Raw genomic sequence first — 26,280 nt, forward strand, 5'->3', positions numbered from 1 at the left:
CTCGGCGACTACCTGCGGCTAACTATGCCGAGCGGCTACGAAACTGTCACGGATGAGCACGACAGTAGGGCTTCAGTACCGTGCACGCACACCTGATACGTCCCCGGCGGTTTCGGAATTGTGACATCGAATCCGTGGTTGACACCACTCCCTGGGTAGTAGGACTCGAACCAACTCAGTTGGCCATTGGCCAGATAAGATCCCCCTAACCCATCAATGTTTACCCAGATATACGACGACGCCGGTGTCGTGAGATCGACAGACCACCCCTTGACGTTGATCCCACCGCCCACGCCGACGGCAGAGTCGACGTGCCCATCAGCAGATTTGTTGACAACGACGTTCTTGCAACCGAGGAGGTTCTCTGAGCCGGATACGCACACCGAGTGGGAACCCTTGCGCGCCGGAACCTTGATCTCGAAACCGTTGTTCTGGCCAATTCCCGGTATGTAGTTCGGGAGCCAGCTCAACGCCTTGTTAGTTGCGTAGCCAGCCCCGTGTCCATCAACGTTGATCCAGACAAACGACGAATCCGGGCGGGTGTAGTCCACGGACCAACCAGAAACGACGATCCCACCGTTCACTGCGGTCGCCGAGTCGACGGCACCAATTCCTCGAGGCACCACCACGGTCTTACAAGTCAGAAGTTCACGATTCGCTCCATACACTCCGTAGGCACAGATTTCGTGCGAGCCGGGATCCGCGGGAATCTTTGACTTGAACCCATGGCTCGATCCCATGCCTGGGAAGTAGGACGCCAGCCATGGCAAGCTGACACCCGCTTGCTGGGCGATGTCGACGCCGCCGTTGAGCTTGAAAACTACGCTCGCCGGTTGCTCCGTCGCAAAATCCACAACCCACCCAGAAACGTCTATGCCACCCCACGTACCGGTCGCGCTGTCAAATGAGCCTTGCCCGGCCGGCACATTTATCCATTTGCAGGAAAGCAAGCTATAGGTCCCGTAGACACACACCTCATGATCCCCGGGGGTGGCTGCGACGGTTTCTGCGAAGCCGTGATAAGAGCCAAAACCCGGAAGATAGGTGTTGAACCAGCCCAATTCCTTGTTCGCTACGTACGCCTTGCCCTGCCCGTCGACGTTTACCCAGATATACGACGACGCAGACGTGTTCGGGTCGAACGACCACCCTGTAATCGCGATGCCACCGTAAACGCCAGCTGCTGCGTCAAAGCTTCCGTATTGTGGCGCCGAAGTCGTTGTAGACCCAAACCAATCGGTGAATATGCGCCAGAAATTGCGATTTCCATAAGAGGAACATCCGTCGCCGACGCCGTATAGATTATTCAAGGCCGCAGCATTGGGCTGGTAGGGCGTGTAATAGTACAGGGCTGCGGTAGCACGGTTCTGTATGAGAACGTTGGATGATCCACAGTTCACATCTGTTCTCGGATGAAACGGCCGTGCGTTGTACTGGCCGACCTTGATGGAGGTGTGGGATCCCGCAGGGTTTCCGTACCAGGCAAACTGTCGAGCCGCTGAGAAAACCTGGATGAAGAAACCGTAGTAGGCGGAATCGCAGGCGGCCGTGTCTGGGCAGCCTTGGCCAAGTGCTTTACGGAGCTCCGCCTCCGAAGGCGATTTCTTGGAAATCAGGCTGTTTTCTTTCTGCAAGGTTACTAGGAGCACCTTGGCGCTGATTGCGCAGGCCTCCTGAACTTTATAGATGATTCGGGCGGCCGACTCGTTTGCTTCACCGACATACGTGGCACACGTCCCGAAGTCGAGCGTGGTGGTCGGAGTGTTCACGTGAAGGTCCCTCAGGCACAGTGAATTGCCGCAGGTTCCGGCCTGACCCCCCACGCGCTGCTCAGAAATTCTGTCATTGAGAAAGGACTGGATTTCATCCTGCGACATCACTCCTCTCGCGTAGAACTGCTCGTCCGAAATGATGTTGCCGGGGTCGAATTCTGCCCCGGTTATTGCCTGCGCCTCGTCCGTGTTGGTTGCCAACTGGAGGGGCACCAGTAGCGAAACCGTGAAAATGATCGCCGCACTAGCAGCTACGAAACGTTTCATGGACTTGCTCTTTTCGCTAGTGAATCTGTCAAGCCAGTGGACCACAGGGCCTGCCCCGGTGACGACGACTCAATAGCCTAGAACCGTAACCCCGCTGTGAGCCTACGACACGCCCTTGATGGAGACTAGCTTTCGTACAGGAGAAAATGTCCGCCACACCATTTCCGTTGAACAAAATTTCGTCCACCCTGTTGGATCCGCGTGGTCTATCAACGACAAGTACTGACTTGGCGATAGATCGCCTGTTATGTCCAAAAATTCCATTCCACGCGATGGCGCGGACAGCGACGTGACATTGGAACAAGAACTGCGCGAGGCACGACTTGAGATTCGTGCGTTGCGCCCAGAACTAGCGCGCGTCGGGTCCGAGAAAGAAGACCTCCGGCATCCGCTAACCGCCGCGCGGGCGCGTGACCGAGGATTGTTCCTTCTGCAGCAGAACGATTAGCACCTTGGGCCTCATGAGACAAGCTTGCGCGACCTTAGCAATTATTCGACTGGCTGAATCGTTGGTTCCGTCGGAATATTGCGCGCCGTGTCTGCCACGGACGGCAGCGACGGTCGATGTTGTCATCCTGAAATTTTCTAGACAGGGGCCGCCGTCCCGGGCGGGGGCCCGTCTTGCTCGACAGGAACGTTTGAATGGCGGCTTATCTCATACGTTGGAGTCAAGAAATTCTCGTCGCTGATGATGTTGCCAGCATCAAAGTCGGCAGCCGATGCCGCAGCGGCAGCATCCGTTTCTGCCGACAGTGCCAGCGGGACCAGGACAGACACCGATCGCGCAATCGCCGCGATGGCACCAACGATGCGCTTCAAAGTCACCTTAGAAAGATAGTCAGACCGCTCGGTCGCTCGCGCCAGCACGCGTTCAGCACGGCAGCGCTCCTTGGCAACCGCTCACGAGGCCTGCCATACAATAGGGAGAAAGTCCTGCTGCAAGAGATCGGTTCCGATGTTCACAGATGCCAACACAGAAAATCCTGCGGAGCGTTACGGCGTAGAAAACGAGGAAATGCGTCAAGCCCGGCTTGAAATTCGCGCGCTTCGCGCCGAACTCGCCGAAACGGCTAACGTCATCGAGGATCTCAAACGTCAGGTTCTTGCGGCCCGCAGGCAGGGTGAGCGCTACCGCTTTCAGGTCGAAGTCCTCAGGAGGTCCTCTTCTTGGCGCCTAACACGACCCCTCCGGATATGGCAACGACGCAGGACAAATGCGGCTTCGAAATAGCGGTGCAATAGTGACAGACCGCGTTACGACCCTCGCCATGCAAACGGTTCGCTTTGAGCGCGGATCGCGGAGGCTTCAGCCGACCGATCGAGTAGCAATTGTGGCAAGTTTTGGTCCCGACAACACAGTCTCGCGTTCCTTAGTCACTTTCACTCAGGAGCTGGAAGCCAACGGATACACGGTGATCATTGTTCGTGCCTCGGACGACGCCCGGCCACTCCGGTGGCCAACCGACAATGTGGCGCATCCCATCATTGTTCGCAAAGCCAATATTGGCTACGACTTCGGGTCGTGGGCCGTAGGCCTGGAATTGTTCCCGAGTGTGCGTCGGAAACCGTTCGTGATCCTTACCAATGACAGCCTCCTCGGACCCTTTTCCAGCCTGACGCCCCTCATAGAGAATTTTGAGTCATGCTCGACCAACGTTTGGGGCGCCACCAACACGTCACAAATGCATGCTCACCTGCAAAGTTTTTTTGTCGGCTACCGCTCCGGCATCCTTTCTAACCCAGCACTAAAACAGTTCTGGTCTGATCTCAGAATCGAGGCCGACAAGGGAATGATCATTCAGAAATATGAACTAGGCCTGAGCCGTCTACTTTTCGCCGAAGGACTGACGACCTCAGCTTGTTTTGAGTCCGAACGCGTAGTGTCAGATTCGGAGAACCCGACGATTGAGGGCTGGAAAAACCTGCTACGTCTCGGCTTTCCCTTTGTCAAGAAGGAACTCATCACCAATCCCGCCATAGTGCCCAGCGCCACGGACATCCCTGCAACAGTCCGTGCGCAATTTGGCACCGACCCGCGCGAGTGGCTCTGAGCCTGAACGTGCAGAATGAACTAATGACGATACATTCCCTCCGAAGGTTCAAGAACGGCCTGAGTAGAGTCTTCGGCTTTGCATCTCGGCTCCTCGCCGCACCGTCACCTCAAACACCGACTCGGTCCCACCCTGCCGACTTCGACCGGTGGGTTGGTCGTCGTTCAGCACGACTTCGGCCGAGCATCCCCCAACCGTGGCTCGGGACGTTCGAGCGAATCGAGAATCCAACTAAAATTGCCGTTCTCTTGCACGTCTATTACCGCGACTTGGTCGACGAAATTCTCGTTGAGTTGCAGAATGTCCCAGTTGCATTCGACCTGATCGTCACAAATGCCACTGATCAGCCCCTTGAGTTGGATACCAGCAAACTCGCCCTGCTCGGCAAATCTGTCATCGTCGATGTAGACAACTGCGGTCGAGATATTCTCCCCATGATCTCGGTCGTCAATTCCGGTCTGCTCGACCCATACGAAGTCATCTTGAAAATTCACACGAAGAAAAGTGAATGGCGACTGAATCATCCCGAGCTGAGCGGGAACGGGGACTCTTGGCGACAAGGCTTCCTCGCGGGTCTGCTCGGCTCACCGGAAAACGTCGAGTCGATCCTCTCAGAATTCGCCGAGAACCCGGCGCTGGGCCTCCTCACCACCGATGGCAACGTTCTGAGCACCGAGTTCTGGGGCGGAAATCGAGAACGTGCACGTGAACTCCTGCTGCGACTGCAACTTCACCTTAACGACGAGTCCCTGACGTTCGCCGCAGGATCCATCTACTGGGTCCGGGGTTTTCTTCTCCAGGGGCTTCGCGCCCTCAGCGTGAATGCAGAGGACTTCGAATCAGAGGCGGGTCAGATCGATGGGACAACCGCACATGCAATCGAGCGGATTCTGGGAATACTCACCACTGAAGCGGGATATCTAACCCGCGAACGCGCGGAGATAGTCAATTCTGGCGGATCCTCTTGGGCCCACTACTCCCCCTCAGAGACTCGCCGCCCGAGGGCACGTGCACTCGCCTTCTATCTTCCCCAGTTCCACACTTTTCCGGAGAACGACGCCTGGTGGGGAGAGGGCTTCACGGAATGGTCCAATGTATCTGCGGCGCAGCCGGTCTTCCAAGGTCAAAATCAGCCACTTCTGCCTGCCGAGCTCGGTTTCTACGATCTCGCGAATCCCGAGGTTCGAACTCACCAGTATGAAATCGCGCGTAGTGCGGGCCTTGAGGGATTCATGTACTACTACTACTGGTTTGCTGGCAAGAAGCTGATGAACCGACCGATTGAGGGCCATCTATCCGGCACGAATGATGAGCCGTTCTGCATCATGTGGGCCAACGAAAACTGGACCCGCCGTTGGGACGGTGGAGAACAGAACGTCCTTATTGCCCAGGACTACGACGCGGTGCCCGCTACTCAGTTCATCCATGACGTACTTCCCCTACTCCTCGACCCGCGATACATCCGCATAGACGACAAACCTGTTATAGCCGTCTACAGAATCACGCAGATTCCGGACTATGTGGACGTACTGAATTATTGGCGCACCGTGGCCATCGAGGCGGGGCTAGGGGGACTGAACATCGTCACGGTTGACGTGGGCCGATCCATGGATGGCATCGAGGGAAACCTTAGTGAGCATGGTGTGGACGCTTTCCTAGAATTTGCACCCCACAACCGCCCGTGGACGGCTCAGGACCGTAATTCGCTGTCAGTCGACCCTCGCTTTGAGGGCAATATTCTCAGCTACGCTGCCATGGCAAGCGACTCAGAGCTACATCTGCGGGAGCCGGTCGCCGAATATCGCTACCCCGGGATGCTGGTTAATTTTGATAACACGGCGCGACGCCAGTGGCAACCGGACCTGTGGTACGGCTCCAATCCATATACTTTTCGACGTTGGTTTAATTCAATGGTTTCGGCTGTTGCTGACCGTAACTGGGATCGTCGCGTTGTCTTCGTCAATGCTTGGAACGAGTGGGCCGAAGGCGCCGTCTTGGAGCCTTCGCAACGGTTTGGTCGAACGTACTTACTAGCTGTTCGTGACGTTTTATATCGGTAGCATCCACCGATCGTTTGCCGTCACCTATTGCGTGCCGTATCTCCCCTGGAAGACAAGGATTCATGAAGCTCGCTATGACCCTTATGGTCCGCGATGAAGCGGACATCATCACGCCGATGATTGAGCACCACCTGAATCAGGGTGTCGACATCATTATTGTCACCGACAACGGGTCAGTTGACGGAACGACCGAGATCCTTGAAGAATTCGCCCGGGGGGGGCTCCTCGAGCTCCGGCACGATCCAGTGCACCGCAAGCAACAGGGCGTCGTTGTTTCTGAAATGGCGCGAGAAGCATCTCGCCGCTTCGATGCTGACTGGGTGTTCAATGCTGACGCCGATGAATTTTGGATGCCCGTATCCCCCCATCTGACGCTTCACCAAGCATTCAGCCAGATCGACCGTGGAATTCAGTCGTTCACTGTCGAAGTTGTGGACATGACCGGGCCTCCCGCCTTGACCGGTACAGGCTTTCAGCGCCTCGTCTATCGAGATCTGCGCAGCACGGAGAAGCTGAATGCGATTGGCTTGCACGCCCATTCGACATCCGACGCAGCTCACATAGGTGATCCCGACGTCACGGTCGTACAAGGAAATCACGCCGTTAGTCTTGAGAGTAGGGGCGGTCCACCGTCTGACCTAGCCATCGAGGTCTTGCATTTTCCTTGGAGGTCCTGGGTACAGTTCAGTCGCAAAGTGGACAATGCGGGCAGCTCGTATTTAAAATCCCCAGATCTGAATCCAAGCGCGAACCATCACGGCATGCGCGACTACGGGCGGTTGCAGGACGATACCCTGTATCCGTCTTACCTCTATCGTCATCCTTCAGCGGACGCTCTGGCCAACGGCCTTCTCTCCGGAGATTTCCTTCTGGATCGCCGCCTTGCGGATACGCTCCATTCCCCTGTTCCCGACCACTTACCCGAGCCGAACCAGCGGGACTGGACTCTGGGCAAAGCCTTCGCTGCTTTAGAATTCAAAATTGTTGGCCTCGAGCGGGTTAACTGCGAAAAGTCGCAACAGATCGATGAGAAGTCACGAGAAATCGATGAAAAATCCCATCAGATCGATGAAAAGTCCCATCAGATCGATGAAAAGTCACGAGAAATCGATGACCTGGCAGCACAGCATTTAGCGGTGCAGACTGAACTCGCCGCGGAGAAGGAGGGATCACTCCGCGAACGCGAGGTGCTCGAGGCAATGCAGCATCGCAAAATTGTGCGAGCAACCGACAAGATTTCTGAGCACGTCAAGCGCTTCGGCTCGAGGAAGCCAGGCTGATGACGGGAGAGCAGACCGACGATCGGTAGGGAGTCACAAACGCCCCGACTATACTTGCGAAGTCTTACTATCTTGGAATGAAGTGAATCTCTATGTCTATGTCTACTCAGGAGCGCTACGACTCCCTCTCTCAGCAGAAGCTGGCACGAGTTGGCTCAGGACCTGGTAAGAGCCGAGGTCTGTGGGCTTCCGTACGTGAAATCGCCAGCCAACGAGAGATGCTCGCGCTACTCATTAGACGGGACCTGAAGTCCCGATATAAGGACAGCGCACTGGGGTTCGTCTGGACCCTCGTGCGTCCGCTCACCCAACTATTCATCTATTACGTTGTCATCGGTAAGTTTCTAGGTGCAGAGCGCGGCATTCCGGAATTTGCCATCTTCGTCTTCACCGGGCTGACTGCCTACGGTCTCCTCAGCGAAATAATCGGAGGCAGCACTGCCTCCATTGTCGGTAATAGTGGCCTCATCAAGAAGATCTACTTGCCGCGTGAAGTGTTCCCCCTTGCCAGCGTCGGGTCGGCGCTTTTCAATTTCGTCATTCAACTCCTCATCATCCTTGCTGCGACCTTTGCCGCTGGTTCATTTCCCGCCACAGGAGAGATTATCTATTTCCTGCCGGGGCTGATCGTCTTGATCGTGTACGGGACCGCCTTCGGCCTCTTACTTTCTGCAGTCAACGTCTACCTCCGAGATGTTCAATATCTCGTCGAGGTTTTGCTCCTGCTGATGCTCTGGGCCTCTCCCATCGTCTACTCCTGGTCGATGGTGAAAGGAATCGTGGGAGAAGGACTGGCCCTGGACATTTACACGAGCAACCCGATCACGCTTGCAGTTATGGCCTTCCAGAGGTCCCTCTGGACTGCCGGGCACGGCATTGCCGAATACCCCTCCGATATGATGCTGCGCTTGGGAATCTCATTCGCAGTCGGCGTAGTTCTGTTGCTTGTTTTTCACCGAGTTTTCGCAAAACTCCAAGGCAATTTCGCTCAGGCACTCTGATCCGCATGGTGATTGGGAACATGAACACTACAAATAGCGCTTCCACGGTCTTCAGCGGGCCGGCGCCGGACGTCGTCGTCATTAAAGACGTCTCAAAACGCTTCGTACTGCGCAAGGACAATTCGCTGAAGGAACGTCTCGTTACCTTCGGCCGTCGAGGTCGCCGTCATCGCGAAGAGTTCTGGGCACTCAGAAACGTCAGCACAACAATTCAGGCGGGGCATACTGTCGCTCTCATTGGTCATAATGGTTCAGGAAAGAGCACCCTCCTGAAGGTCATCGGAGGCATCCTAGATTCCACTTCGGGTGACGTATTCAGACGTGGCCGTATTGCTGCCTTGCTCGAGCTCGGCGCGGGATTTCACCCCGACCTGTCCGGCCGCGAAAATGTCTTTCTCAACGCCTCCATCATGGGTCTGTCCCGCGCAGAGACCGAGGCACAATTCGACGACATCCTCGCTTTTTCGGGCATCGGTTCTTTCATCGATGCTCAAGTCAAATTTTATTCGTCGGGTATGTACGTACGACTCGCATTCGCTGTCGCAGTCCACACAAACCCCGACCTCCTTCTAGTTGACGAAGTACTTGCTGTTGGCGACGAGGCATTTCAGAAGAAGTGCCTTGACAAAATTCGTTCTTTCCAAGAAGAAGGACGCACGATTGTGCTCGTAACTCATTCCCTGGGACAAGTGACAGAACTCTGCGATCGTGCGATCCTGCTCAACAAAGGAGAAGTAGTCTTCGACGGCGAACCGCGCGAAGCTGTTGCTCAGTTCCGTGAAATCTTAGAAGACCGTCGCGTCGCCGAAAATGTCGTCGCCGCAGTGCCCACGGCACGAGAAGCCAAAATCATTTCGGCCTTCGTCACGATTCAAAATGGCGCCACCTCATCGTCCGTTGGGCAGGGTGATGATCTCATCATCACAGCCAAGATCGAACACCTTGTGCCGAGTGAGGCGCCGTGGGTGTACGCGATTCAGATTGAAAACTCTCTGGGCCAGCCGGTATATGGCACGACGAGCCGGCGCTTGGGATACTCGCTCAAGCCCGGCATCGGTCCACGCGAAGTTGCGCTCACGTTGAAGGACACGCACTTCGGAACGGGTAAGTATTTTGTGAACGTCTCCATCCTCGATTTTGCCGGTCGGCACGTCGAAGATCTACCGCAAGCGTGCTCGTTCAATGTGGCCTCAAACCCTTTGGCCACAGGTGTGACGTATTCAGAACCGACCTTCGCAGACTTGGGCCCGTCTAAGTATTGAAGGAACATTCTCACGAAGATCCTTGCACGACCGAAAGGCACCATGTCTGAATCTGTACTAGTTGTGACCGTCACTCACAACTCAGGGGAGTCGCTGGACGCATTCTTGGAATCCTTATCTCAGGCCTGCGAAACGCGACACGTTTCAGTTGTAATCGTGGACAATGCATCGGCTGACGTCAACGCCGTCCGCACTTCTGCCGCCCGCCTCGGGGCCACCCTCATCCAATCTGCGGAAAATCTCGGCTACGGCGGCGGCATAACTCTGGGCGTTAATTCTTCCCCATTGGATTCCCAGTACATCCTCATCAGCAATCCCGATGTCACATTTCGTCCCGGGGCGATCGATGTCTTAATTCAAGCTGCCGACCGACTTGCCACTGCTGGTTCCCTCGGCCCGCAGATTCTCGATGCGACGGGGAACGTCTATCCTTCGGCCCGAAATCTCCCCTCCCTCAGTACGGGAGTCGGCCACGCAGTTCTCGGACGCCTCTGGACAAGCAATCCGTGGTCGCGCCGCTATCGCGCCGATGAGAACCATCCGAACCTCCAACGCGACGCCGGGTGGCTTTCCGGCGCTTGCCTCCTGGTCAGGCGGAGCGCTTACGATTCGGTAGGTGGATTCGATTCCAGCTACTTCATGTACTTCGAGGACGTGGATTTGGGCGCACGGCTGGCGCAAGCCGGTTGGAGAAACGTATACGTACCGAGCTCTGTCGTCACGCACACCGGTGCTCACTCGACCGCTCACAGCGCAACCCAAATGGAGCGAGTACATCACAAAAGTGCGTATCTATATCTGACCAGGAAGTATTCCTCTTGGTATCTTTCGCCTATTCGCCTAGGCGCGCGTGTGGCTCTGGCAGCTCGACAATGGTGGGTAACTCGATAATGACCAACTCCACATCCATCCTCGTCATCACCCCCGATGTCATCGGAGAACGAATGGCCGGACCGGCAATCCGAGCCTGGGAAATCGCCCGCACACTAAGCAACGTGGGAACAGTGCGGTTGGTCTCCACAGTCGGAGCCACGATTACGTATCCCGATTTCGACGTCATTCACGCCCAGAAGGACAGCCTGCGACCGCATGCAGCCTGGGCAGACATCATTATTGTCCAAGGGCATATCCTGCGCAGCCATCCCTGGCTGAAGAGTTGTGAAGCCATCATCGTGGCCGATATTTACGATCCCCTCCATCTCGAGCAGCTCGAACAAGGAAAAGATTTCCCAAAGGCCGACCGGTATGCGATAGCGCTGGATTCGATCGAGGTTATGAACGATCAGATGGAGCGCGCGGATTTCATGCTGTGTGCCTCTGAGAAGCAGCGCGACTTCTGGCTTGGACAACTTGCCGGGCTCGCGAGAATCAACCCTGCGACGTACGATCAGGATCCCAGTCTGCGTTCACTCTTGGCGGTCGCTCCGTTCGGGATCCAAGAAGCACCGCCTGAGCAGACTTCGCACGGTATTCGGGGCGTAGTCGACGGAATCGGTTTTGACGACAAGGTCATTCTTTGGGGCGGAGGAATCTACAACTGGTTCGACCCAATCACTCTCATTGAAGCTATCGGTCACATTTCGGGAACGCATTCCGATGTGCGCCTCTTCTTCCTCGGAGTTAAGCATCCCAACCCTGACGTTCCTCAGATGGAAATGGAACGCCGAGCTCGAGAACTCTCCGATCGCCTCGGACTGACGAATCGGTTTGTATTTTTCAACGAGACCTGGGTCCCCTACAACGCGAGAGCGAATTTTCTTCTTGATGCGGACGTTGGCGTGAGCACTCATTTGGACCACGTCGAAACGGCCTATAGTTTTCGGACACGCATCCTCGACTACCTGTGGGCATCATTGCCCATTATCGCTACGTCAGGTGACACGTTCGCCCCCATTATTGAGGAAAACGAACTGGGAATCACAGTACCGGCCCAGGACGTTGATGCTCTCGTGCAGGCAATCGAAACCCTCTTGTTCGATGACGACCGGCGAGCACAGACGTCCGCACGGGTACGTGATCACGCGGTTCGACTGACTTGGCCCCTCATGCTGCGGCCGCTAATAGAATTCTGTGAGCATCCGGTGCGTGCCGCCGACCGAGAATATGGTGTAATTTCTCAACGAAATCAAATAGTTGCCGATCTCAACAAACGTATCGCCGGCATGGAGTCGAGCTCATCCTGGCAAGTGACGGCCCCGTTGCGACGGCTCGGCTCCGTGCTAGGCGCCCTTCGCCACCGAGTGCTGAAATAATGCGAGGCCGGGACGCGATCATAATCGGGGGCGGCTTTTATGGCCTGCGCATAGCCTTGCACTTGCGGCAGAAACTGGGTTTTCGGTCAGTTCTCGTACTAGAACGTGAACCCCAAGTTATGCAACGTGCGAGCTATGTGAACCAAGCGAGAGTTCACAATGGATACCACTACCCTCGCAGTATCCTCACAGCGTATCGGTCGCGGGTGAACCTGCCCTATTTCCTCACCGAGTTTGCCGACGCAATTGTTGACAATTTTGACCACTACTACGCCATTGCATCTCGATTGTCCAGAACGAATGGCCGCCAGTTCGAGCTCTTCTGCGATCGAATCGGGGCCACCTACGAGCCGGCCGAGCCCCGAGCAATGAATTGGTTCAATCCGCAGATGGTGGAGTCTGTGTACCTCGTCACGGAGCCCGCTTTCAACTCAGTGACACTTCGATCTATCCTTCTCGATCGCATCGCCGCAGTTGGTGGCATATCAGTGAGTACCAGCGATGAAGCTTTTCACGTCGAACAGGCAGGATCCGCACTTTCGGTGCACTCCTCAACAGGGATCCATAAGGCTGAAGTGGTCATCAGTGCGACCTATTCACGGCTCAACGACTTGCATCGAAGCTCCCAGGTCGCGGTCATACCGGTACAGCACGAGTTGACAGAGATGGCTTTGGTCGAGCTAGAGTCGCCCTTTGCTGAATCCGGAATCACCGTCATGGACGGGCCGTTCTTTTCACTAATGCCGTACCCTGATCGTGGAATGCACACCTTGAGCCATGTGCGGTACACCCCACATCATCGGTGGCGAGAATCGGGAACTGAGCCCTTCTCGCCACGCCCCTCTACCGAGCTGGAGTCACTTCCAGAAAAATCCCGATTTCGGGAGATGTACGCTGATGTCCTCCGATATGTGCCAGCACTTGCCACGATGCGCCAGGTGGACTCCCTCTGGGAAGTCAAGACCGTGCTGACTAAGAGCGATAAGGACGACAGCCGTCCTATTCTCTTCAAACCAGATCATGGTCTGAAGAATTTAACGACGATCATGGGTGGTAAATTGGACAATGTTTACGATGTTCTTGATGAATTGAGTTCGTATTATGCCTGATCGTTATGTCTTACACGCCCCCCCAGTGCACCAGCGCTCAGATATTTTCGTCTCGCTCGTGGCCGTGGTGGATGAGTCGACGACGGACGTCGGGTTCTTCGTCCGATCCCTCAGTGACGAACTGGCACTTCGGTATTCGAACTATGAAATTCTGCTGATTGATAATGGGCTGGTGCCTTCGGAGCTCCAAACCGTGAGAACGGTCCTGAGGGAATTGGCCTGTATCCGCGTCCTGCGTTTGTCTCGCCTGTTCTCATTGGACAGCGCCGTCTTTGCCGGCTTGGAGTCGGCTATCGGCGATTACTTGATCGTTGTGACGCCCGGCCACGACCCAATTTCGGTCATCCCCGACATAATCGATTTACTGGCGGGCACCGGCACGGATATTGTTCAGGGAATCAGCTCGGTCGCCCGGAGAGGGACCTGGTCGAGCAGAGTCGGACGGCGGTTTTTTTACTGGTATAACCGAAAATTTCTTCATGTGGAGATTCCCAGTCGTGCCACACACCTCACGGGACTTACCCGGCGGGCTGTGAACACACTCACGGCGACCTCGCGCAGTCATCGCTATCTTCGTCACCTCATCCGCCACGTCGGCTATGGGATTGCTGATTTGCACTACGAGCCAATCTGTGGCGCAGCCGCGAAACGCTCCGTGCGTTCCGGTTATCTCCAAGCGGTAGAAATGATTTCCAGCTACTCCACTCACCCTTTGCGGGTCGTTACAGTCATGGGCTCGGTGGCCGCACTGTTCAACCTTTTTTACGCGATATATGTTCTGACCGTATCTTTTTTTGTCGGTGGCGTAGTGCAGGGGTGGACGACAACATCGCTGCAACTCTCTATTATGTTCTTCATAATCTCCATAGTCTTAGCTGTGCAGTCAGAGTATCTTGGACGAATCCTCACGGAAACTCGACGGGAACCCAGCTATGTGATCATGGAAGAATTAGAAAGCGAAACCCTTATTTCCGATATGCAGCGTCGTAATGTCAGCGTCTGACGCGCCACTCTCGGCACCGACCCGCCAAGTTCCGGAATACAGGTCCGATGTGCTGTCCGAACGTTCCAGTCGGTACTGCGTAGCGATTTTCGTTATAAACGAAGGTTCAAAGGTGCGGGCACAGGTCGCTGAGATGCATTCGCTCAACTTTCAGATCGACGTCCTCATTGCTGATGGCGGAAGCACGGATGGTTCTCTTGATCTAGAGTTTCTCCGAGCGAATGGTGTGCGAACGCTTCTGACAAAAACTGGAGCGGGCGGGTTGAGTGCACAAATGCGGGTCGCCTTGGCCTATGCCCTCGACGAAGGCTACGAAGGTGTAATTGTTGTTGACGGCAACGGGAAAGACGACATTTCAGCCATCCCGGACTTTGCTCGCCGTCTTGACGAAGGATACGATCACGTCCAAGGTTCGCGCTTTATTCCCGGTGGTCGTGCAATAAACACTCCGCGATCTAGACTTGTCGGCCTGAGATTCATCCACGCCCCGCTCATGAGCATCGCTGCGCGGCGTTGGCAAACGGACACGACCAATGGTTTCCGTGCATACAGCTCGCGTCTCCTTTTGGATCCCCAAGTATCGCCCTTTCGGGACATATTCCGAACGTACGAGTTGCATTATCACTTGGCGATCGAAAGTTCACGCTTGCACCGTTTTCGCACAACTGAAACCCCCGTGACACGCGCGTACCCGGCGTCGGGAAAGACTCCCACGAAGATCAGCCCAATCCGCGGTAATAGCCACGTGCTCGCGGTTCTGTTCCGAGCGGTGACCGGCCGCTACCGTCTAAGGGATATAGGCCATGACTAGCGCAATTTTCGGATATACCGGTTTTGTTGGGAGCAACCTAACTGCCCAGTACGAGTTTGACAATGTGTTCAACACTAGCAACTCTATGGAGAGTGCCGGAAAGGACTACGACTTCGTCGTCTTCGCGGCAGCGAAGGCGGAGAAGTGGCGAATCAATAAGTACCCCGCCGCTGATATCCAACACATTCAGGAGTTAGAGGGCTTGATTGCCGGAGTGCGAGCGAAACAGTTCGTCCTGATCTCTACGGTAGATGTCTATATTTCTCCCAACGGGGTTGACGAGGCTACAGAGATAGCCACGGACGGTCTCAGCCCGTATGGGGCGCACCGGTATCGTTTAGAAGAGTTCGTTCGAGCGCAACATCCTGGCGCCTTGGTCGTACGCCTGCCCGGCCTCTTCGCTGCTGGCCTCAAAAAGAACGTGATCTTTGACCTCCTCACAAACAATAACGTCGAGCGCATTCACGCTGACAGCACATTTCAGTACTATAATCTCGAACATCTCTGGTCGGACATACAAATCGCTCTTGCTCACGACCTACTAACCGTGAATTTGACCAGCGAACCAATCAGAACTGGAGATTTGGTCAGAGCCGCGTTCGGTTATGATTTCGATAACCGGCCCGACGATGCGAACGTCGGTAGCTACGATATGCAAACCAATTTCGCTGAATTGTTCGGCGGTTCCGGGTCATACACTCGATCACGGGATCAAACTATTGCAGAAATCACATCATTCGTACGCCGCGAACAGGGACGGTAATGAAACTCGCGGTCTCAAACATTGCTTGGGACATGGACGAAGAATCGACCGTCGCAAATTCTCTTCAATCCCTGAACGTGCGATACGTGGAGATCGCGCCCACCAAGGTATTTGCCAATCCAACATCGACAAGCGCCATCGAACGATCCGACTATTTGCATTTCTGGCGCAATCATGGAATTTCTATAGTCGCCTTCCAATCCATGTTGTTTGGTCGCCCCGACCTTCAACTCTTCGAAAGCGAATCCATTCGCTCGGAGATGCGAGAAACGCTGTCACGCTTTATCGAATTGGCTGGAGCGCTGGGCGTCGGGAAGCTAGTATTTGGTTCGCCGAAGAACCGGGTCATTCCCCCGGCCATGGACCCCCGAACCGCTCACGACATCGCCGCCGCCTTCTTTGCCCGCCTTGCACAAACGGCAGTCGACAATGATACCTGTTTCTGCATCGAGCCGAATCCTGAGGATTATGGCTGCAACTTTGTGACGACCGCAGCCCAGGGGCTAACTCTGGTCAAGGCTGTTGGGCATCCCGGATTCCGCTTACACCTTGATGCTGCTGGGATGGCATTGGCTGGAGATGCACCAGCTGAATCCATCAAATCTGCGGGAGAGCTTCTGGCACATTTTCATGCGAGTGCACCTTACCTCGGCCCGTTAGAAGCAACCCAGGTTAACCACCGCCAGGCCGCTCTCGGGCTCCGCGAGATCGGTTACGCGGGTAATATCTCTATCGAGATGCGCCCAGGCAATCCCGGGACTGCTATTTCCGCGATTGGAAGCGCGGTCGCCCTCACTAGAGAGTTCTATTCTGCATCTTGAGCTTCTGTGGGCGTCCCTGCCCGAACCTTGTACCGGCCAAGAAATAGAAAGCGGCTAAATGCATAGTTTAGGGAAAATGAAATGGGAATAGAGAGTAGCTTCCAGCCGAAAGGATCTCCGCCGAGCCCCGTGGAGACGGTCTGAATAAGCGCCGAGTACCCAACTACAGATAATCCGTACCAGCCAAAGAAGATCCCGTAGGTAACGAAACGCGTGTCAACGCCAAATGTAAATCTGGTCACGACGAAGTACACCGCAGTGATAGAAACACTGGAACTGATCAGGTTGGACTCCCATGGGGACAATCCCAGGGAAATTAGGGCCTGAAATCCGATCAGATCGATCGCGAGTCCGACTGCGGAACCTACAAAAAATCTCAGGAACTGCCGCACGCTAGACTGATTTAGTCGATTTCGAACAAGCTCCAACACGCTGTCTGCACCTCTCTTGTCGACATCTAGTACTCGAACCAAACACTACCTCCCGCGCATGGGGAATTTGATATGCATTAGCAAGTCGCGGTTGCTCCTTCACTGCGCCTAACGGTAATTCGCTCGCGACGACACGACATAGTTTGGAAACCCTGGCTCCATGGCCGCTACCGAACGGGCTACGGCTCAGACAAAATCCACCCCATCTAAGGTACGGCACGGGACCGTAGGTTGGATCGTTGGTGCCAGCGTTGCCTCCTTCCCCATGCTGCTCCTTGCCGCCGTCACTGTCCGGTTTCTACTTGACAGCCTTCTAGCGCCCGCGCAGCTTGAATTTTTTCGAGTCGGAAATCTTGCTCTCACCGATGAGACGAAGACCGCTGATGCGGCTTTCCCCGTGGTGTTTTTTGCTTCACTGGTAATCCTGATCCTGGTACTTACTCGCGCATTTAGACAATCACCGCCGAGCTCGAAACTCAAGGCGTTTCTGCTGCTCGAACTCCTCATGGCGTCACCCGTACTGGTCCAGTCCATATTGGGCATAGGACGCCCCCTCTTGGAGATTGTAGACAGTCCGTACCTCGTCACTGTCGCGCTGCAGCTGCCCCCGGCGATTTTTCTCTTGGCCACGTGGCTCTTGTCAAGAAGGAGTCAGGCGTCATCATCCAGCGAACGCAGGGAAGACCCGTTTCTCCCGTTACTCGTTCTGTCCGCCACCGCTGGTTTCGCCTCTCTGGGTGCGGTGACTGCTATTCGCTTTGTCGCGGCACCCGCAGTGATACCAATACCGGTGACAACCGGCCTGTGGGTGTTGATCGGGCTCGGCTTCGTTGCACTTGTCATATGGGCATCACGGTCTACGCGCATTTCGGACCGAGCCAGCATTGCCGTCGGATTCGGAGTCTCTGGAATCATGGCTTTGCCTCTTCTAGTCCCTCCACTCATCCTTCAAAACGGCTTCATGATTTCGACGCCAGGGGCGAACAGCGGGCTGTGGAAACTTGTCGTTGCCGTTCTTGCCACGCTTATCCTGAGTGAGACAGCTATTCGCTACGCCCGGCGGGTACGCCCGGGGCTGTGGGCGACGATCCCGTCCATATCCGTTGCTGCGCTCTTGGTCCCGCTTCGGGCTGTCTACGCGCTGCCGAGCGTCCCGAGTGACGACTACCACTTCGGTGAGACCTTCGCCCCATTTGCCCTACTTCATAATTCGGGTCAACTTCCGTATGTCGATATCTACTTGCCCCGCGGAATATTGCTGAACTTAGTTCCGGGTTTCGTAAATGCTGTACTCAACGACGGCTCCGCAGCGGCGTTGGCTCTGGGAACGACCGTGATTGCCCTTGTCGTAGTCGCAGCGGCACATCTGCTCCTGCGGTACGCAGTCGGATTTCCCTTGGCCACGGCAGCCGTGGCGCTCATTGCAATTAGCAACTCCTATGTCGAAGGCGACCTACTCACGGTGGCCATAATGATCGCGCTTTTGGTCTTCATCCTGCGTCGGCCGAATCCTGTGCTCTTAGGGATTGTCATCGTGGGCGCGAATGCGTTCTCGATATTGGCCTATCCGATGATGGGAATCGTTTCCACAGGCCTAACCGGCGCCGTGCTAATTGCTGGCTCGGTTGGTTCCCTTCTGGCACGATCTCATCGGGACCTTCGCTACGGGATTATCGTGTTCGGCGTTTCGATCGTGACGGCCGCAATAGTAGCATTGTCCCCGGCCGGTCAATTTCTCTCTGCGGCCATTTCGTACGTCACCTCGAACGGATCGAGTAACACAGAGTCCTTCGGAGTCGCCCTCACAAGGACGTGGATGACCCCATTCTCCATTGGACAAATTTTCGCGTTTGCTTTCGTTCTTGGGATTGCAGCGAGTGTCTGGCTACTCTGGACGCGGAGAAGGCTTTTTCGCGCGCCTTCGTGGAATCGGTATATCTTCCTCGGCATCGCCATAGTTCCTGCTGCGTTTGCGATTGGCCTTACCGGGCGGTATATGGGACGCATTGATCCCGATGCTTGGTCGTTTCGCCCTGCTGCCGGCACGCTCGTTGTGCTTGGGCTCCTAGTTCCCGCAGTCATTTGGATCGTAGGAAATCGGCGGGCACGAACTCTGGCGATGTACTCACTGTCGATAGCGGCTTGCATTTCCATTACAGTCCTTCCGCTCAATCAGGGTGGCCTCGTCCGAAGTTCGCTAGGAATGTTGGAAGCACCGAGCTCGTGGGAATCTGGCACGTACACAGCGTCTGCACCGAGACTCGGGGTGGGCCAAGGTAATGCGGATCAAATGTCAGCTGTGAGCGATCTGGCGTCGGTCTCTCAAAATTTGCCTTTCGGCGAAAGCATTCTCAACTTGTCAAATCGAGGTGCATTGTTCGGCTACTTGAGCTGGGAAAATCCGCTGCCTTATCTAGCTCCATACAACATCGAGTCAAGTGAGGCTGAAGCAGAAAGCATCGCCCGGCTGAAGCAGGAGAGCCCGACATACGCCCTCATCGGCCCCGGGCCACAGTGGGACGGCGTAAGTCTCTCGCTTCGTAACGCAGAGCTGTCTAAATGGGTTATGGAAAATTACACGCCGTTTGAGTGCGGCTCTTCAATCTGGGCAACGCTCGGTGTTGCCGGAGATGCATCGACGGGTCTGCTGGATTGTCCGACTCCTGCAACGGGTTCCACCGTGCAGAGCGTGGAAGCCCTATGGACTACTTTCGTCGGCGCTCCGGTCGACCTGGACATGGTGCCCGCCGCCTGGGGCGCCAGGTCAGCCAGCATGATGTCAACCACGTCGCTGTCAGTGTCGTCAACTATCAGGGCTGTGGGCGCGACAACCCAAGTCTTTGAGCTGAGCACAGACAGGCGGGCTGTTGAGGATGGAGAATTACTGATCTTGACTGTGCAGTGCGGGTCCGACGCGAGTGCAGACTCACCTTCAATGACCTCCGTCGGTGATTCCCGAGCATCACTTCAGTGGACCGACGAGGGCGCCGTTCCCGAAGGACTCAGCAGATTCGAGTGGGGTACGGGCAGATTCGTCGTTCCCCTGGATGCCTACCCTTCATGGCTGCTCGATAGCGAACACCCCACGACACTCCATCTGACCGCGCCAGTGTCGGACTGCGACGGCGGTTGGGACGTTTCCGGATCGATTATGCCGCGCCCCTAGGTGGCACCGACACCGGCGGAGCGCCGCTACCTGCTCGCTAGACCCACAATAAGTGGGCGCAGAAAAGACGGTTCTAGTCGTTGAGAAGGCTCTGGAGGTAGCTGCCGTACCCGCTTTTCACCAGTGGTGCGGCGATGACCGCAAGCTTCTCATCGGTTATCCAGCCTGCGCGCCAGGCAATCTCCTCGATGCAGCCGACCTTGAAACCTTGGCGATCCTCAATGACCCGCACGTATTCTGAAGCCTGCATCATGGACTCGAAGGTTCCAGTATCCAGCCATGCGGTGCCGCGATCGAGCACCTGCACGTGCAGAGTGCCCTGTTCCAAGTAACGCTCGTTGACCGTACTGATTTCCAGCTCGCCGCGTGCGCTCGGCTCGATGGTCTTTGCGATCTCAACGACGGAATTGTCGTAAAAGTAGAGACCAGGAACGGCGTAGTTGCTTTTCGGTTTCGCCGGCTTCTCCTCAATAGAAATGGCCGTTCCGGTTTCGTCGAACTCGACGACTCCGTAAGACGTGGGATTGCTGACGTGATAGGCAAAAATTCGGGCACCCTCGATCTCTGCATTACCCCGCAGAGAAGAACCGAGGCCAGCGCCATGGAAGATGTTGTCGCCGAGCACCAGTGCAACGCTGTGATCGCCGATGAATTCCTCGCCGATGATGAACGCCTGGGCCAGACCGTCCGGAGAAGCCTGCACGGCGTATTCGATGCGAATACCCAGGTCGGAACCATCCCCGAGGAGTGCACGGAATTGCTCGTTGTATTCGGGCGTGGTGATGATCAAGATCTCTTTGATGTCCGCCATCATCAACGTCGAGAGGGGGTAGTAGATCATGGGCTTGTCATAGATGGGCATGAGTTGCTTCGAGATGCCCTTGGTGATCGGCCACAGTCGCGTGCCGGAGCCACCCGCGAGAATAATTCCGCGCATAAGTCTTAGTTCCTGTCGTTCAAAGTGGCGTAGTAGGCACGGGCGGCGTCCCAAGTGGGGAGCAGGCCGGCTGCCGCTGCAACGGCGAGAGTCGGGGCATCCGTGTCTTTCGGAGACAGCAGCAGTTCACCAGCTTCGGGCGGAAACACGAGCGCGATCTCTTCATCAAGGGGACTGATGCCGTGTTCACGGCCAGGGCTAAAAGTGCTGTTAACGAGGTAGCTCACCGTCGCGTTGTCAGTCAGCGCGACGAAGCAGTGACCGAGCCCCTCAGCGATATAAACCGCACGACGGTCTGTGTCGTCGAGCAGAACGCTGTCCCACTGGCCGTACGTCGGCGAACCAACGCGAATGTCGACGATGTAATCGAGAACCGCCCCGTGAACGGCAGTGACGTACTTGGCCTGGCTGGGGGGCACGTCCGCGAAATGGATGCCACGCACCGAACCGCGTTTTGACACGGAAGTGTTGGCTTGCGCGAGGTCGAGCTTGTGCCCGACCTTCTCTTCGAGTTTGTCGAAGCGATACCACTCGAGGAAGACGCCCCGGTCGTCACCAAACTGCTTGGGGATAATTTCGAAGGAATCGGGGATGGAAAGTTCGCGAATCTGCACAATCGGAGTCTAGCAATCGCCACTAGATTGAGCGTTCAAAGGTCTGTTGCCCCACGCCCGACTACGATTTTAGCCTCGCACGTATTGCCCTGAATGGGCGAGTGACTGCCCAGCTTGTGCTGGAATGAACTGCAAGAAGTTGTTGGCGAAGTCCCATGCCGTCAGCTTCCGCTGACTCGACCCGCGTGCGCGCTTCGCGAAGTTCAGATTGAACCTGACGGAGAGCTGCGTCGCTGGCAGCAACCTTGATAGCTAAGATCTCTGCCTGCTGGGCACGATTGTGAAGCTCTGCGAGATCCTCGATTTCGAGACCGAGGCGCTTATAGACTGCGCGCACCGGTTCGGGCGACTGCACACCCGCGGCAAAAAATGCCTGTATTTTTTGTGGCAGGTCTTGCCCGACTCCCAATACACCCAACCCATGCGAGTGCTCGAACTCGAATGCTGGGTATTGCTCCTTCACGCTCGCCCAAAACCGCCAAACGCCGAATCCCTCCTGATGTTCGGCGATGTCGTGAAAGATGACGACACCGCGATTGGACAACTTGGGCAGCCAGGCCGTGAAATCGTGGGTGACATCCTCAAAGCCGTGCCGGCCATCAATGTGCAGAAGATCGACGCTACCGTCAGCGATGGAAGACAGTGAATCGTCAAAATAACCGCGCAGGAGTGTCGAAAAGGATGAGTACTCAGAATTGTTAATGGCGTTGACGGAGTCGAAGACTTCCTCGCCGTAGAGGCCGGCCTGGTCATCCCCGTGCCAGGTATCGAGGGCGTAGGCCTTGGTGTCCAGCCCCAGTCGAACCGCAGCTTCGCAGAACACAAAATAAGAAAACCCGAAGTGCGTGCCCAGCTCAACAATGGAACGCGGCCGAAGGGCATCGACGAGCCAGAAGGCGAAAGGCGCGTGACCCAACCACGCGGAGATTGTGATGTGAGCGGGTTTCCAATAAGAGCTGGCAGCCAGCCAAGGTTCGCTTGAGGGTGTCGCGCGCGTCGTATCGGCCGAGTCGTTCACATGAGTCTCCCTTGCGTCGTTGGCGATCAATGACCGTCATAGTCCTGACAAGTCGCCTTAATCGTAGCTGTTCGAAAAGAACTGCTACTTGGCAATTCCACGCACGGATTGAGTTGCAAGGGTTCTCAGGAACCGCGGGCCGGCCACGGTAGAATTGCTGAGGCCATGCAAGCGAACGGAACGGTTACTCCTATATGAAGATCCTCGTCACCGGCGGCGCCGGTTTTATCGGCTCCAACTTTGTGCGACGCACGATTGAAGACAAGTACCCGGGCCTCGAGGGCGCCGAGGTTGTCGTGCTCGACGCACTGACCTACTCGGGCAACCTCGAGAACCTCGCCCCGATCGCCGACTCGCCGCGCTACTCCTTTGTGCACGGCGATATTCGCGACGGCAAGCTGCTCGACACCCTGTTCCCCGGGCTCGACGCGGTGGTGCACTTCGCCGCCGAATCGCACGTGGACCGCTCCGTGATGGACTCGACGATCTTCGTCGAGACCAACGTGCTCGGCACCCAGCAGCTGCTCGACGCGGCCCTGCGTCACAAGCTGGCCCGGTTCGTGCACGTCTCCACCGACGAGGTCTACGGCTCGATCGCCGAAGGCTCCTGGAACGAGGAACGCGCGCTTGAGCCCAACTCCCCCTACAGCGCGTCAAAGGCCGGCAGCGACCTGCTCGCCCGCAGCTACCACCGCACCCACGGCCTCAACGTGTCGATCACGCGCTGCTCGAACAACTACGGCCCCTACCACTTTCCCGAAAAGGTCATTCCGCTGTTCGTCAGCAACCTGATCGACGACCTGCACGTTCCCCTCTACGGCGAGGGCAACAACATTCGCGACTGGCTGCACGTCGACGACCACACCCGCGCCATCGCCATGGTGCTCGTCGGCGGCCGCGCCGGCGAGATCTACAACATCGGCGGCGGCACCGAGCTGACCAACAAGGAGCTCACCCAGCTGCTGCTCGACTCGACCGGCAAGGACTGGTCCTACGTCGACCGCGTCGCCGACCGTCTCGGGCACGACCTGCGCTACTCGGTGGACATCTCAAAGATTCAGGCCGAACTGGGCTATGCCCCGGAGGTTCCGTTTGAGCAGGGCCTGGCCGACGTGGTGCAGTGGTACCGCGACAACCGTCAGTGGTGGGAGCCGCTCAAGGCTCGTGCGGCGCTGAACTAGCATGACCCGCTATCTGATCACCGGCGCGACCGGCATGCTGGGGTGCGACCTGCAGACGGCTTTGGCCGGCCGCGAGGTGACGGCCCTCGGCCGGAGCGACCTCGACGTGACCGATCTTGACGCGGTCACGGCCGCCGTCGCCGGGCATGACGTCATCATCAACTGCGCCGCGTACACCAAGGTCGACGACGCCGAAACGAGCGAAGACGAGGCCTACGCCGTGAACGCGGTGGGGCCGCGCAATCTGGCGGTGGCGGCATCCGCTCTGCGGGCGAAGCTCGTGCAAATCTCTACGGACTACGTCTTCGACGGCAGCGCCACCACTCCCTACGCGGAGGACACGACGCACAGCCCGATCTCGGCCTATGGCCGCACGAAGGCTGCCGGTGAGGACTTTGTGCACGCCGAGAATGGCGCACGCAGCTACATCGTGCGCACCGCCTGGCTGTACGGCAAGAACGGTCCGAACTTCGCCAAGACCATGCTCAGGGCCGCTGGCACGCGCGAGACGCTGAACGTCGTCAACGACCAGGTCGGCCAGCCCACCTGGACGATGGACCTCGCCGCGCAGATCGTGCTGCTGCTCGACTCTGACGCGCCCGCCGGCATCTACCACGGCACGAACTCCGGGGTGGCGTCGAAGTTCGACCAAGCCCGCGACGTGTTCGCCCTGGCCGGGCTCGACCCGGAACGCGTGCTGCCGACCGACAGCTCGGCCTTCGTGCTGCCCGCACCGCGGCCCGCCTATTCGGTGCTCGGCCACGCCAACTGGTCCGCCGCCGGGCTCGCGCCGATGCGCGGCTGGCAGGAAGCCCAGGCCGAGGCCTTCGCAGCGGGGGTTTTCGAGACAGCATGATCACTCTGCGGGTAGTCGTCGACCAGATGGTCTCCCCGGTACCGGGCGGCGTCGGGCGGTACACCGAGGAACTCACCCGCGCGCTGATCGCTACCGCGCCGGCCGAGTGCGACGTTGAGGGTATCGTCTCGTCGTCGACCCCCGAACAGTACGAACACATCGAGGCCGCCCTGCCCGGCCTCGGCAACCTGCACAAAACAACGCTGGCCCGGCGCGAGCTCGCTGCGGCTTGGGCACTCGGCGTGACCAAGTCGTCGGGCACCGGACTGATTCACGCGCCGGGACTGCTCGCTCCGCTGCGCCGCCACAACCGCGCCGAGGACGGCACCCAGATTGCGGTGACGCTGCACGACGTGCTGGCGTGGACGCATCCGTCGTCACTGACCCCGGCAACCGTGGCCTGGACCAAGGGCATGCTCAAGCGCGCCCGCAAGCACGCCGACGCGATCGTCGTGCCGAGCCACGCCGTGGCGCGGCAGCTGACCGAGATCATGGACCTCGGCGACCGGGTGCGCGTGATCGGCGGCGCCGTGGGGCGGGGGCTTGTGCTTCCGGCCATTCCACTGGTGGAAGAGCGCCTGCAGGCGCTGGGACTGCCGTCGCAGTACATTCTGACCTCCGGGTCGCTCGACCCGCGCAAGGCCGTGACAGCACTGATCACGGCGCTCGGGCTGCCGGGGGCACCCGATCTGCCGCTGATCGTGCTCGGACCCGACACCTGGGGCGAACTCGACCTCGCGTCGGTCGCCGACGAAGCCGGGCTGGCGCCGGGGCGCGTGCGCGCGCTGTCGGGGCTGAGCGACTCCGATCTGGCCGTGGTGATCGCCCGGGCGAGCGTGTTTGTCTACCCAAGCCTGGAAGAGGGTTTCGCGCTGCCGATCATCGAGGCCTTTCACCTCGGCACGCCGGTCGTGCACTCCGACGCTCCGGCCCTGCTCGAAGCCGCCGGTGACGCCGGCGTCGCGGTCGAGCGATCGGACCCGAAGGAGTACCCGGCCCGACTCGTCGATGCGATCAACCGCGTTCTGGGAGACAGCGTGCTGCGGGGACGCATGACTGTCTTCGGCGGCGACCGGTCGCGGGCATTCAGCTGGCGGGATTCCGCCGAGCGAGTCTGGCAGCTGCACGCGGACCTGTAGTCGGCTCCGCAGGCAGCGGGCCGTCGCTTCACACCCAGCCGGTAGGCTCGATGTGATCACAGCAGGGTTGTGCGTTCACGAGTTGAACGGCCACTGCTCGCATAAACACAGAGGTTTTCATGACAAAGATAGCTTCTATCGGCTCTCCTGACTCTTCCGCGGGTTAAACCGACCGGGAAGCACGGGTTTGTGGCCACCGACGCTGAACATTGCGAGGGCGATGAGGACGTCGGGTGATGTGAAGCCGAACGCGATGCGGGTCATGAGGCGGATCTTGGTATTCATGGATTCGACCCGGCCATTGGAGAGGCCGTCCTCGATGGACGCGATGATCGCGGTGCGATGCTTCACGATGCTCTTCTGCAGTTTCACGAAGGTGTGTGTGATCAACTCTTTGTAGGCCGTTTCGGCGCTGAAATCCTGCCAAGTTAGTGGCTGGTTTCCTGCCGAAAGAGCGCTAATTATCAGGCCAGGCAACTCCCCGCC

At 57.2% G+C, this 26,280-nt stretch carries 22 protein-coding genes; 16 read left to right on the top strand and 6 right to left on the bottom strand.

From position 1 onward, the window contains the following. Positions 1–35: 35 nt before the first annotated feature. The gene (locus E3O06_RS07025) at positions 36–2,039 is read right to left on the bottom strand and encodes a hypothetical protein (RefSeq protein ID WP_134502274.1); all 2,004 of its coding nucleotides are present in this window, start codon (positions 2,037–2,039) and stop codon (positions 36–38) included. A gap of 1,241 nt (positions 2,040–3,280) precedes the next feature. Here E3O06_RS07025 and E3O06_RS07035 point away from each other — a divergent pair. From E3O06_RS07035 to E3O06_RS07090, 12 genes are all read left to right on the top strand, one after another. Beyond that, entirely contained in the window at positions 3,281–4,090 is an 810-nt protein-coding gene (locus E3O06_RS07035; protein WP_166788133.1) for a rhamnan synthesis F family protein, read from the top strand. A 23-nt stretch (positions 4,091–4,113) separates the two neighbouring features. Beyond that, complete coding sequence (locus E3O06_RS07040; RefSeq protein ID WP_134502277.1) at positions 4,114–6,150, top strand: glycoside hydrolase family 99-like domain-containing protein; 2,037 nt, start codon at positions 4,114–4,116, stop codon at positions 6,148–6,150. 62 nt (positions 6,151–6,212) lie between these two features. After that, on the top strand, positions 6,213–7,430 hold the full coding sequence (locus tag E3O06_RS07045) for a glycosyltransferase family 2 protein (protein WP_241979955.1): 1,218 nt from the start codon (positions 6,213–6,215) through the stop codon (positions 7,428–7,430). A 98-nt stretch (positions 7,431–7,528) separates the two neighbouring features. Next, positions 7,529–8,431, top strand: coding sequence for an ABC transporter permease (locus tag E3O06_RS07050; protein ID WP_134502278.1), 903 nt, complete (start codon positions 7,529–7,531; stop codon positions 8,429–8,431). Positions 8,432–8,451: 20 nt separating this feature from the next. After that, on the top strand, positions 8,452–9,693 hold the full coding sequence (locus tag E3O06_RS07055; RefSeq protein WP_134502279.1) for an ABC transporter ATP-binding protein: 1,242 nt from the start codon (positions 8,452–8,454) through the stop codon (positions 9,691–9,693). 42 nt (positions 9,694–9,735) lie between these two features. After that, positions 9,736–10,584 carry a glycosyltransferase family 2 protein gene (locus E3O06_RS07060; protein WP_134502280.1) on the top strand — a complete coding sequence of 283 codons (849 nt, stop codon included), beginning with the start codon at positions 9,736–9,738 and terminating at the stop codon, positions 10,582–10,584. After that, a complete protein-coding gene (locus E3O06_RS07065; protein WP_134502281.1) occupies positions 10,584–11,945 on the top strand; it encodes a glycosyltransferase in 1,362 nt (453 codons plus the stop codon). The genes E3O06_RS07060 and E3O06_RS07065 overlap by 1 nt, the downstream gene beginning before the upstream one ends. Beyond that, a complete protein-coding gene (locus E3O06_RS07070) occupies positions 11,945–13,054 on the top strand; it encodes an FAD-dependent oxidoreductase (RefSeq protein ID WP_134502282.1) in 1,110 nt (369 codons plus the stop codon). The genes E3O06_RS07065 and E3O06_RS07070 overlap by 1 nt, the downstream gene beginning before the upstream one ends. Continuing rightward, positions 13,047–14,057 carry a glycosyltransferase gene (locus E3O06_RS07075; RefSeq protein ID WP_134502283.1) on the top strand — a complete coding sequence of 337 codons (1,011 nt, stop codon included), beginning with the start codon at positions 13,047–13,049 and terminating at the stop codon, positions 14,055–14,057. Before E3O06_RS07070 ends, E3O06_RS07075 begins: the two co-directional genes overlap by 8 nt. Before the next feature lie 112 nt (positions 14,058–14,169). Further along, positions 14,170–14,868 carry a glycosyltransferase family 2 protein gene (locus E3O06_RS07080; RefSeq protein WP_198415793.1) on the top strand — a complete coding sequence of 233 codons (699 nt, stop codon included), beginning with the start codon at positions 14,170–14,172 and terminating at the stop codon, positions 14,866–14,868. Then, positions 14,861–15,631, top strand: a complete 771-nt coding sequence (locus E3O06_RS07085) for an NAD-dependent epimerase/dehydratase family protein (RefSeq protein WP_134502285.1) — start codon at positions 14,861–14,863, stop codon at positions 15,629–15,631. The genes E3O06_RS07080 and E3O06_RS07085 overlap by 8 nt, the downstream gene beginning before the upstream one ends. Further along, entirely contained in the window at positions 15,631–16,452 is an 822-nt protein-coding gene (locus E3O06_RS07090) for a sugar phosphate isomerase/epimerase family protein (protein ID WP_134502286.1), read from the top strand. Before E3O06_RS07085 ends, E3O06_RS07090 begins: the two co-directional genes overlap by 1 nt. Here E3O06_RS07090 and E3O06_RS07095 read toward each other — a convergent pair. Then, positions 16,437–16,883, bottom strand: a complete 447-nt coding sequence (locus E3O06_RS07095; protein WP_166788134.1) for a GtrA family protein — start codon at positions 16,881–16,883, stop codon at positions 16,437–16,439. The genes E3O06_RS07090 and E3O06_RS07095 overlap by 16 nt on opposite strands. A gap of 160 nt (positions 16,884–17,043) precedes the next feature. On the opposite strand from E3O06_RS07095, the gene E3O06_RS07100 reads away from it, so the two are divergent. After that, complete coding sequence (locus E3O06_RS07100; RefSeq protein ID WP_134502288.1) at positions 17,044–20,049, top strand: hypothetical protein; 3,006 nt, start codon at positions 17,044–17,046, stop codon at positions 20,047–20,049. Between the two features lie 73 nt (positions 20,050–20,122). Here E3O06_RS07100 and rfbA read toward each other — a convergent pair whose 3' ends face one another. The 3 genes from rfbA to E3O06_RS07115 all read right to left on the bottom strand — a co-directional run bounded on the left by rfbA (position 20,123) and on the right by E3O06_RS07115 (position 22,618). After that, a complete protein-coding gene (gene rfbA, locus E3O06_RS07105; protein ID WP_134502289.1) occupies positions 20,123–20,986 on the bottom strand; it encodes a glucose-1-phosphate thymidylyltransferase RfbA in 864 nt (287 codons plus the stop codon). 5 nt (positions 20,987–20,991) lie between these two features. Next, positions 20,992–21,600, bottom strand: a complete 609-nt coding sequence (locus E3O06_RS07110) for a dTDP-4-dehydrorhamnose 3,5-epimerase family protein (RefSeq protein WP_134502290.1) — start codon at positions 21,598–21,600, stop codon at positions 20,992–20,994. A 61-nt stretch (positions 21,601–21,661) separates the two neighbouring features. Then, positions 21,662–22,618, bottom strand: coding sequence for a class I SAM-dependent methyltransferase (locus tag E3O06_RS07115; protein ID WP_198415794.1), 957 nt, complete (start codon positions 22,616–22,618; stop codon positions 21,662–21,664). Between the two features lie 194 nt (positions 22,619–22,812). On the opposite strand from E3O06_RS07115, the gene rfbB reads away from it, so the two are divergent. From rfbB to E3O06_RS07130, 3 genes are read left to right on the top strand one after another with little or no spacing between them, the layout of a single operon-like run. Beyond that, on the top strand, positions 22,813–23,799 hold the full coding sequence (gene rfbB, locus E3O06_RS07120; RefSeq protein WP_105035105.1) for a dTDP-glucose 4,6-dehydratase: 987 nt from the start codon (positions 22,813–22,815) through the stop codon (positions 23,797–23,799). Position 23,800: 1 nt separating this feature from the next. Then, entirely contained in the window at positions 23,801–24,655 is an 855-nt protein-coding gene (gene rfbD, locus E3O06_RS07125; protein ID WP_134502292.1) for a dTDP-4-dehydrorhamnose reductase, read from the top strand. Next, the gene (locus E3O06_RS07130; protein ID WP_134502293.1) at positions 24,652–25,794 is read left to right on the top strand and encodes a glycosyltransferase family 4 protein; all 1,143 of its coding nucleotides are present in this window, start codon (positions 24,652–24,654) and stop codon (positions 25,792–25,794) included. The genes rfbD and E3O06_RS07130 overlap by 4 nt, the downstream gene beginning before the upstream one ends. Before the next feature lie 135 nt (positions 25,795–25,929). Here E3O06_RS07130 and E3O06_RS07135 read toward each other — a convergent pair. Beyond that, the coding region (locus E3O06_RS07135; RefSeq protein WP_241979957.1) for a transposase at positions 25,930–26,280 on the bottom strand (351 nt) is incomplete at its 5' end.

Source organism: Cryobacterium glaciale (genome assembly GCF_004402535.1).
Taxonomy (GTDB): domain Bacteria; phylum Actinomycetota; class Actinomycetes; order Actinomycetales; family Microbacteriaceae; genus Cryobacterium; species Cryobacterium glaciale.

What these genes read in the sequence shown, in the direction of transcription:
- rfbA (WP_134502289.1), bottom strand. Translation starts at nt 20,986, where the DNA reads ATGCGCGGAATTATTCTCGCGGGTGGCTCCGGCACGCGACTGTGGCCG.
- E3O06_RS07075 (WP_134502283.1), top strand. Translation starts at nt 13,047, where the DNA reads ATGCCTGATCGTTATGTCTTACACGCCCCCCCAGTGCACCAGCGCTCA.
- E3O06_RS07070 (WP_134502282.1), top strand. Translation starts at nt 11,945, where the DNA reads ATGCGAGGCCGGGACGCGATCATAATCGGGGGCGGCTTTTATGGCCTG.
- E3O06_RS07065 (WP_134502281.1), top strand. Translation starts at nt 10,584, where the DNA reads ATGACCAACTCCACATCCATCCTCGTCATCACCCCCGATGTCATCGGA.
- E3O06_RS07050 (WP_134502278.1), top strand. Translation starts at nt 7,529, where the DNA reads ATGTCTACTCAGGAGCGCTACGACTCCCTCTCTCAGCAGAAGCTGGCA.
- E3O06_RS07060 (WP_134502280.1), top strand. Translation starts at nt 9,736, where the DNA reads ATGTCTGAATCTGTACTAGTTGTGACCGTCACTCACAACTCAGGGGAG.
- rfbB (WP_105035105.1), top strand. Translation starts at nt 22,813, where the DNA reads ATGAAGATCCTCGTCACCGGCGGCGCCGGTTTTATCGGCTCCAACTTT.
- E3O06_RS07040 (WP_134502277.1), top strand. Translation starts at nt 4,114, where the DNA reads ATGACGATACATTCCCTCCGAAGGTTCAAGAACGGCCTGAGTAGAGTC.
- E3O06_RS07085 (WP_134502285.1), top strand. Translation starts at nt 14,861, where the DNA reads ATGACTAGCGCAATTTTCGGATATACCGGTTTTGTTGGGAGCAACCTA.
- E3O06_RS07100 (WP_134502288.1), top strand. Translation starts at nt 17,044, where the DNA reads ATGGCCGCTACCGAACGGGCTACGGCTCAGACAAAATCCACCCCATCT.
- E3O06_RS07045 (WP_241979955.1), top strand. Translation starts at nt 6,213, where the DNA reads ATGAAGCTCGCTATGACCCTTATGGTCCGCGATGAAGCGGACATCATC.
- E3O06_RS07090 (WP_134502286.1), top strand. Translation starts at nt 15,631, where the DNA reads ATGAAACTCGCGGTCTCAAACATTGCTTGGGACATGGACGAAGAATCG.
- E3O06_RS07130 (WP_134502293.1), top strand. Translation starts at nt 24,652, where the DNA reads ATGATCACTCTGCGGGTAGTCGTCGACCAGATGGTCTCCCCGGTACCG.
- E3O06_RS07025 (WP_134502274.1), bottom strand. Translation starts at nt 2,039, where the DNA reads ATGAAACGTTTCGTAGCTGCTAGTGCGGCGATCATTTTCACGGTTTCG.
- rfbD (WP_134502292.1), top strand. Translation starts at nt 23,801, where the DNA reads ATGACCCGCTATCTGATCACCGGCGCGACCGGCATGCTGGGGTGCGAC.
- E3O06_RS07055 (WP_134502279.1), top strand. Translation starts at nt 8,452, where the DNA reads ATGAACACTACAAATAGCGCTTCCACGGTCTTCAGCGGGCCGGCGCCG.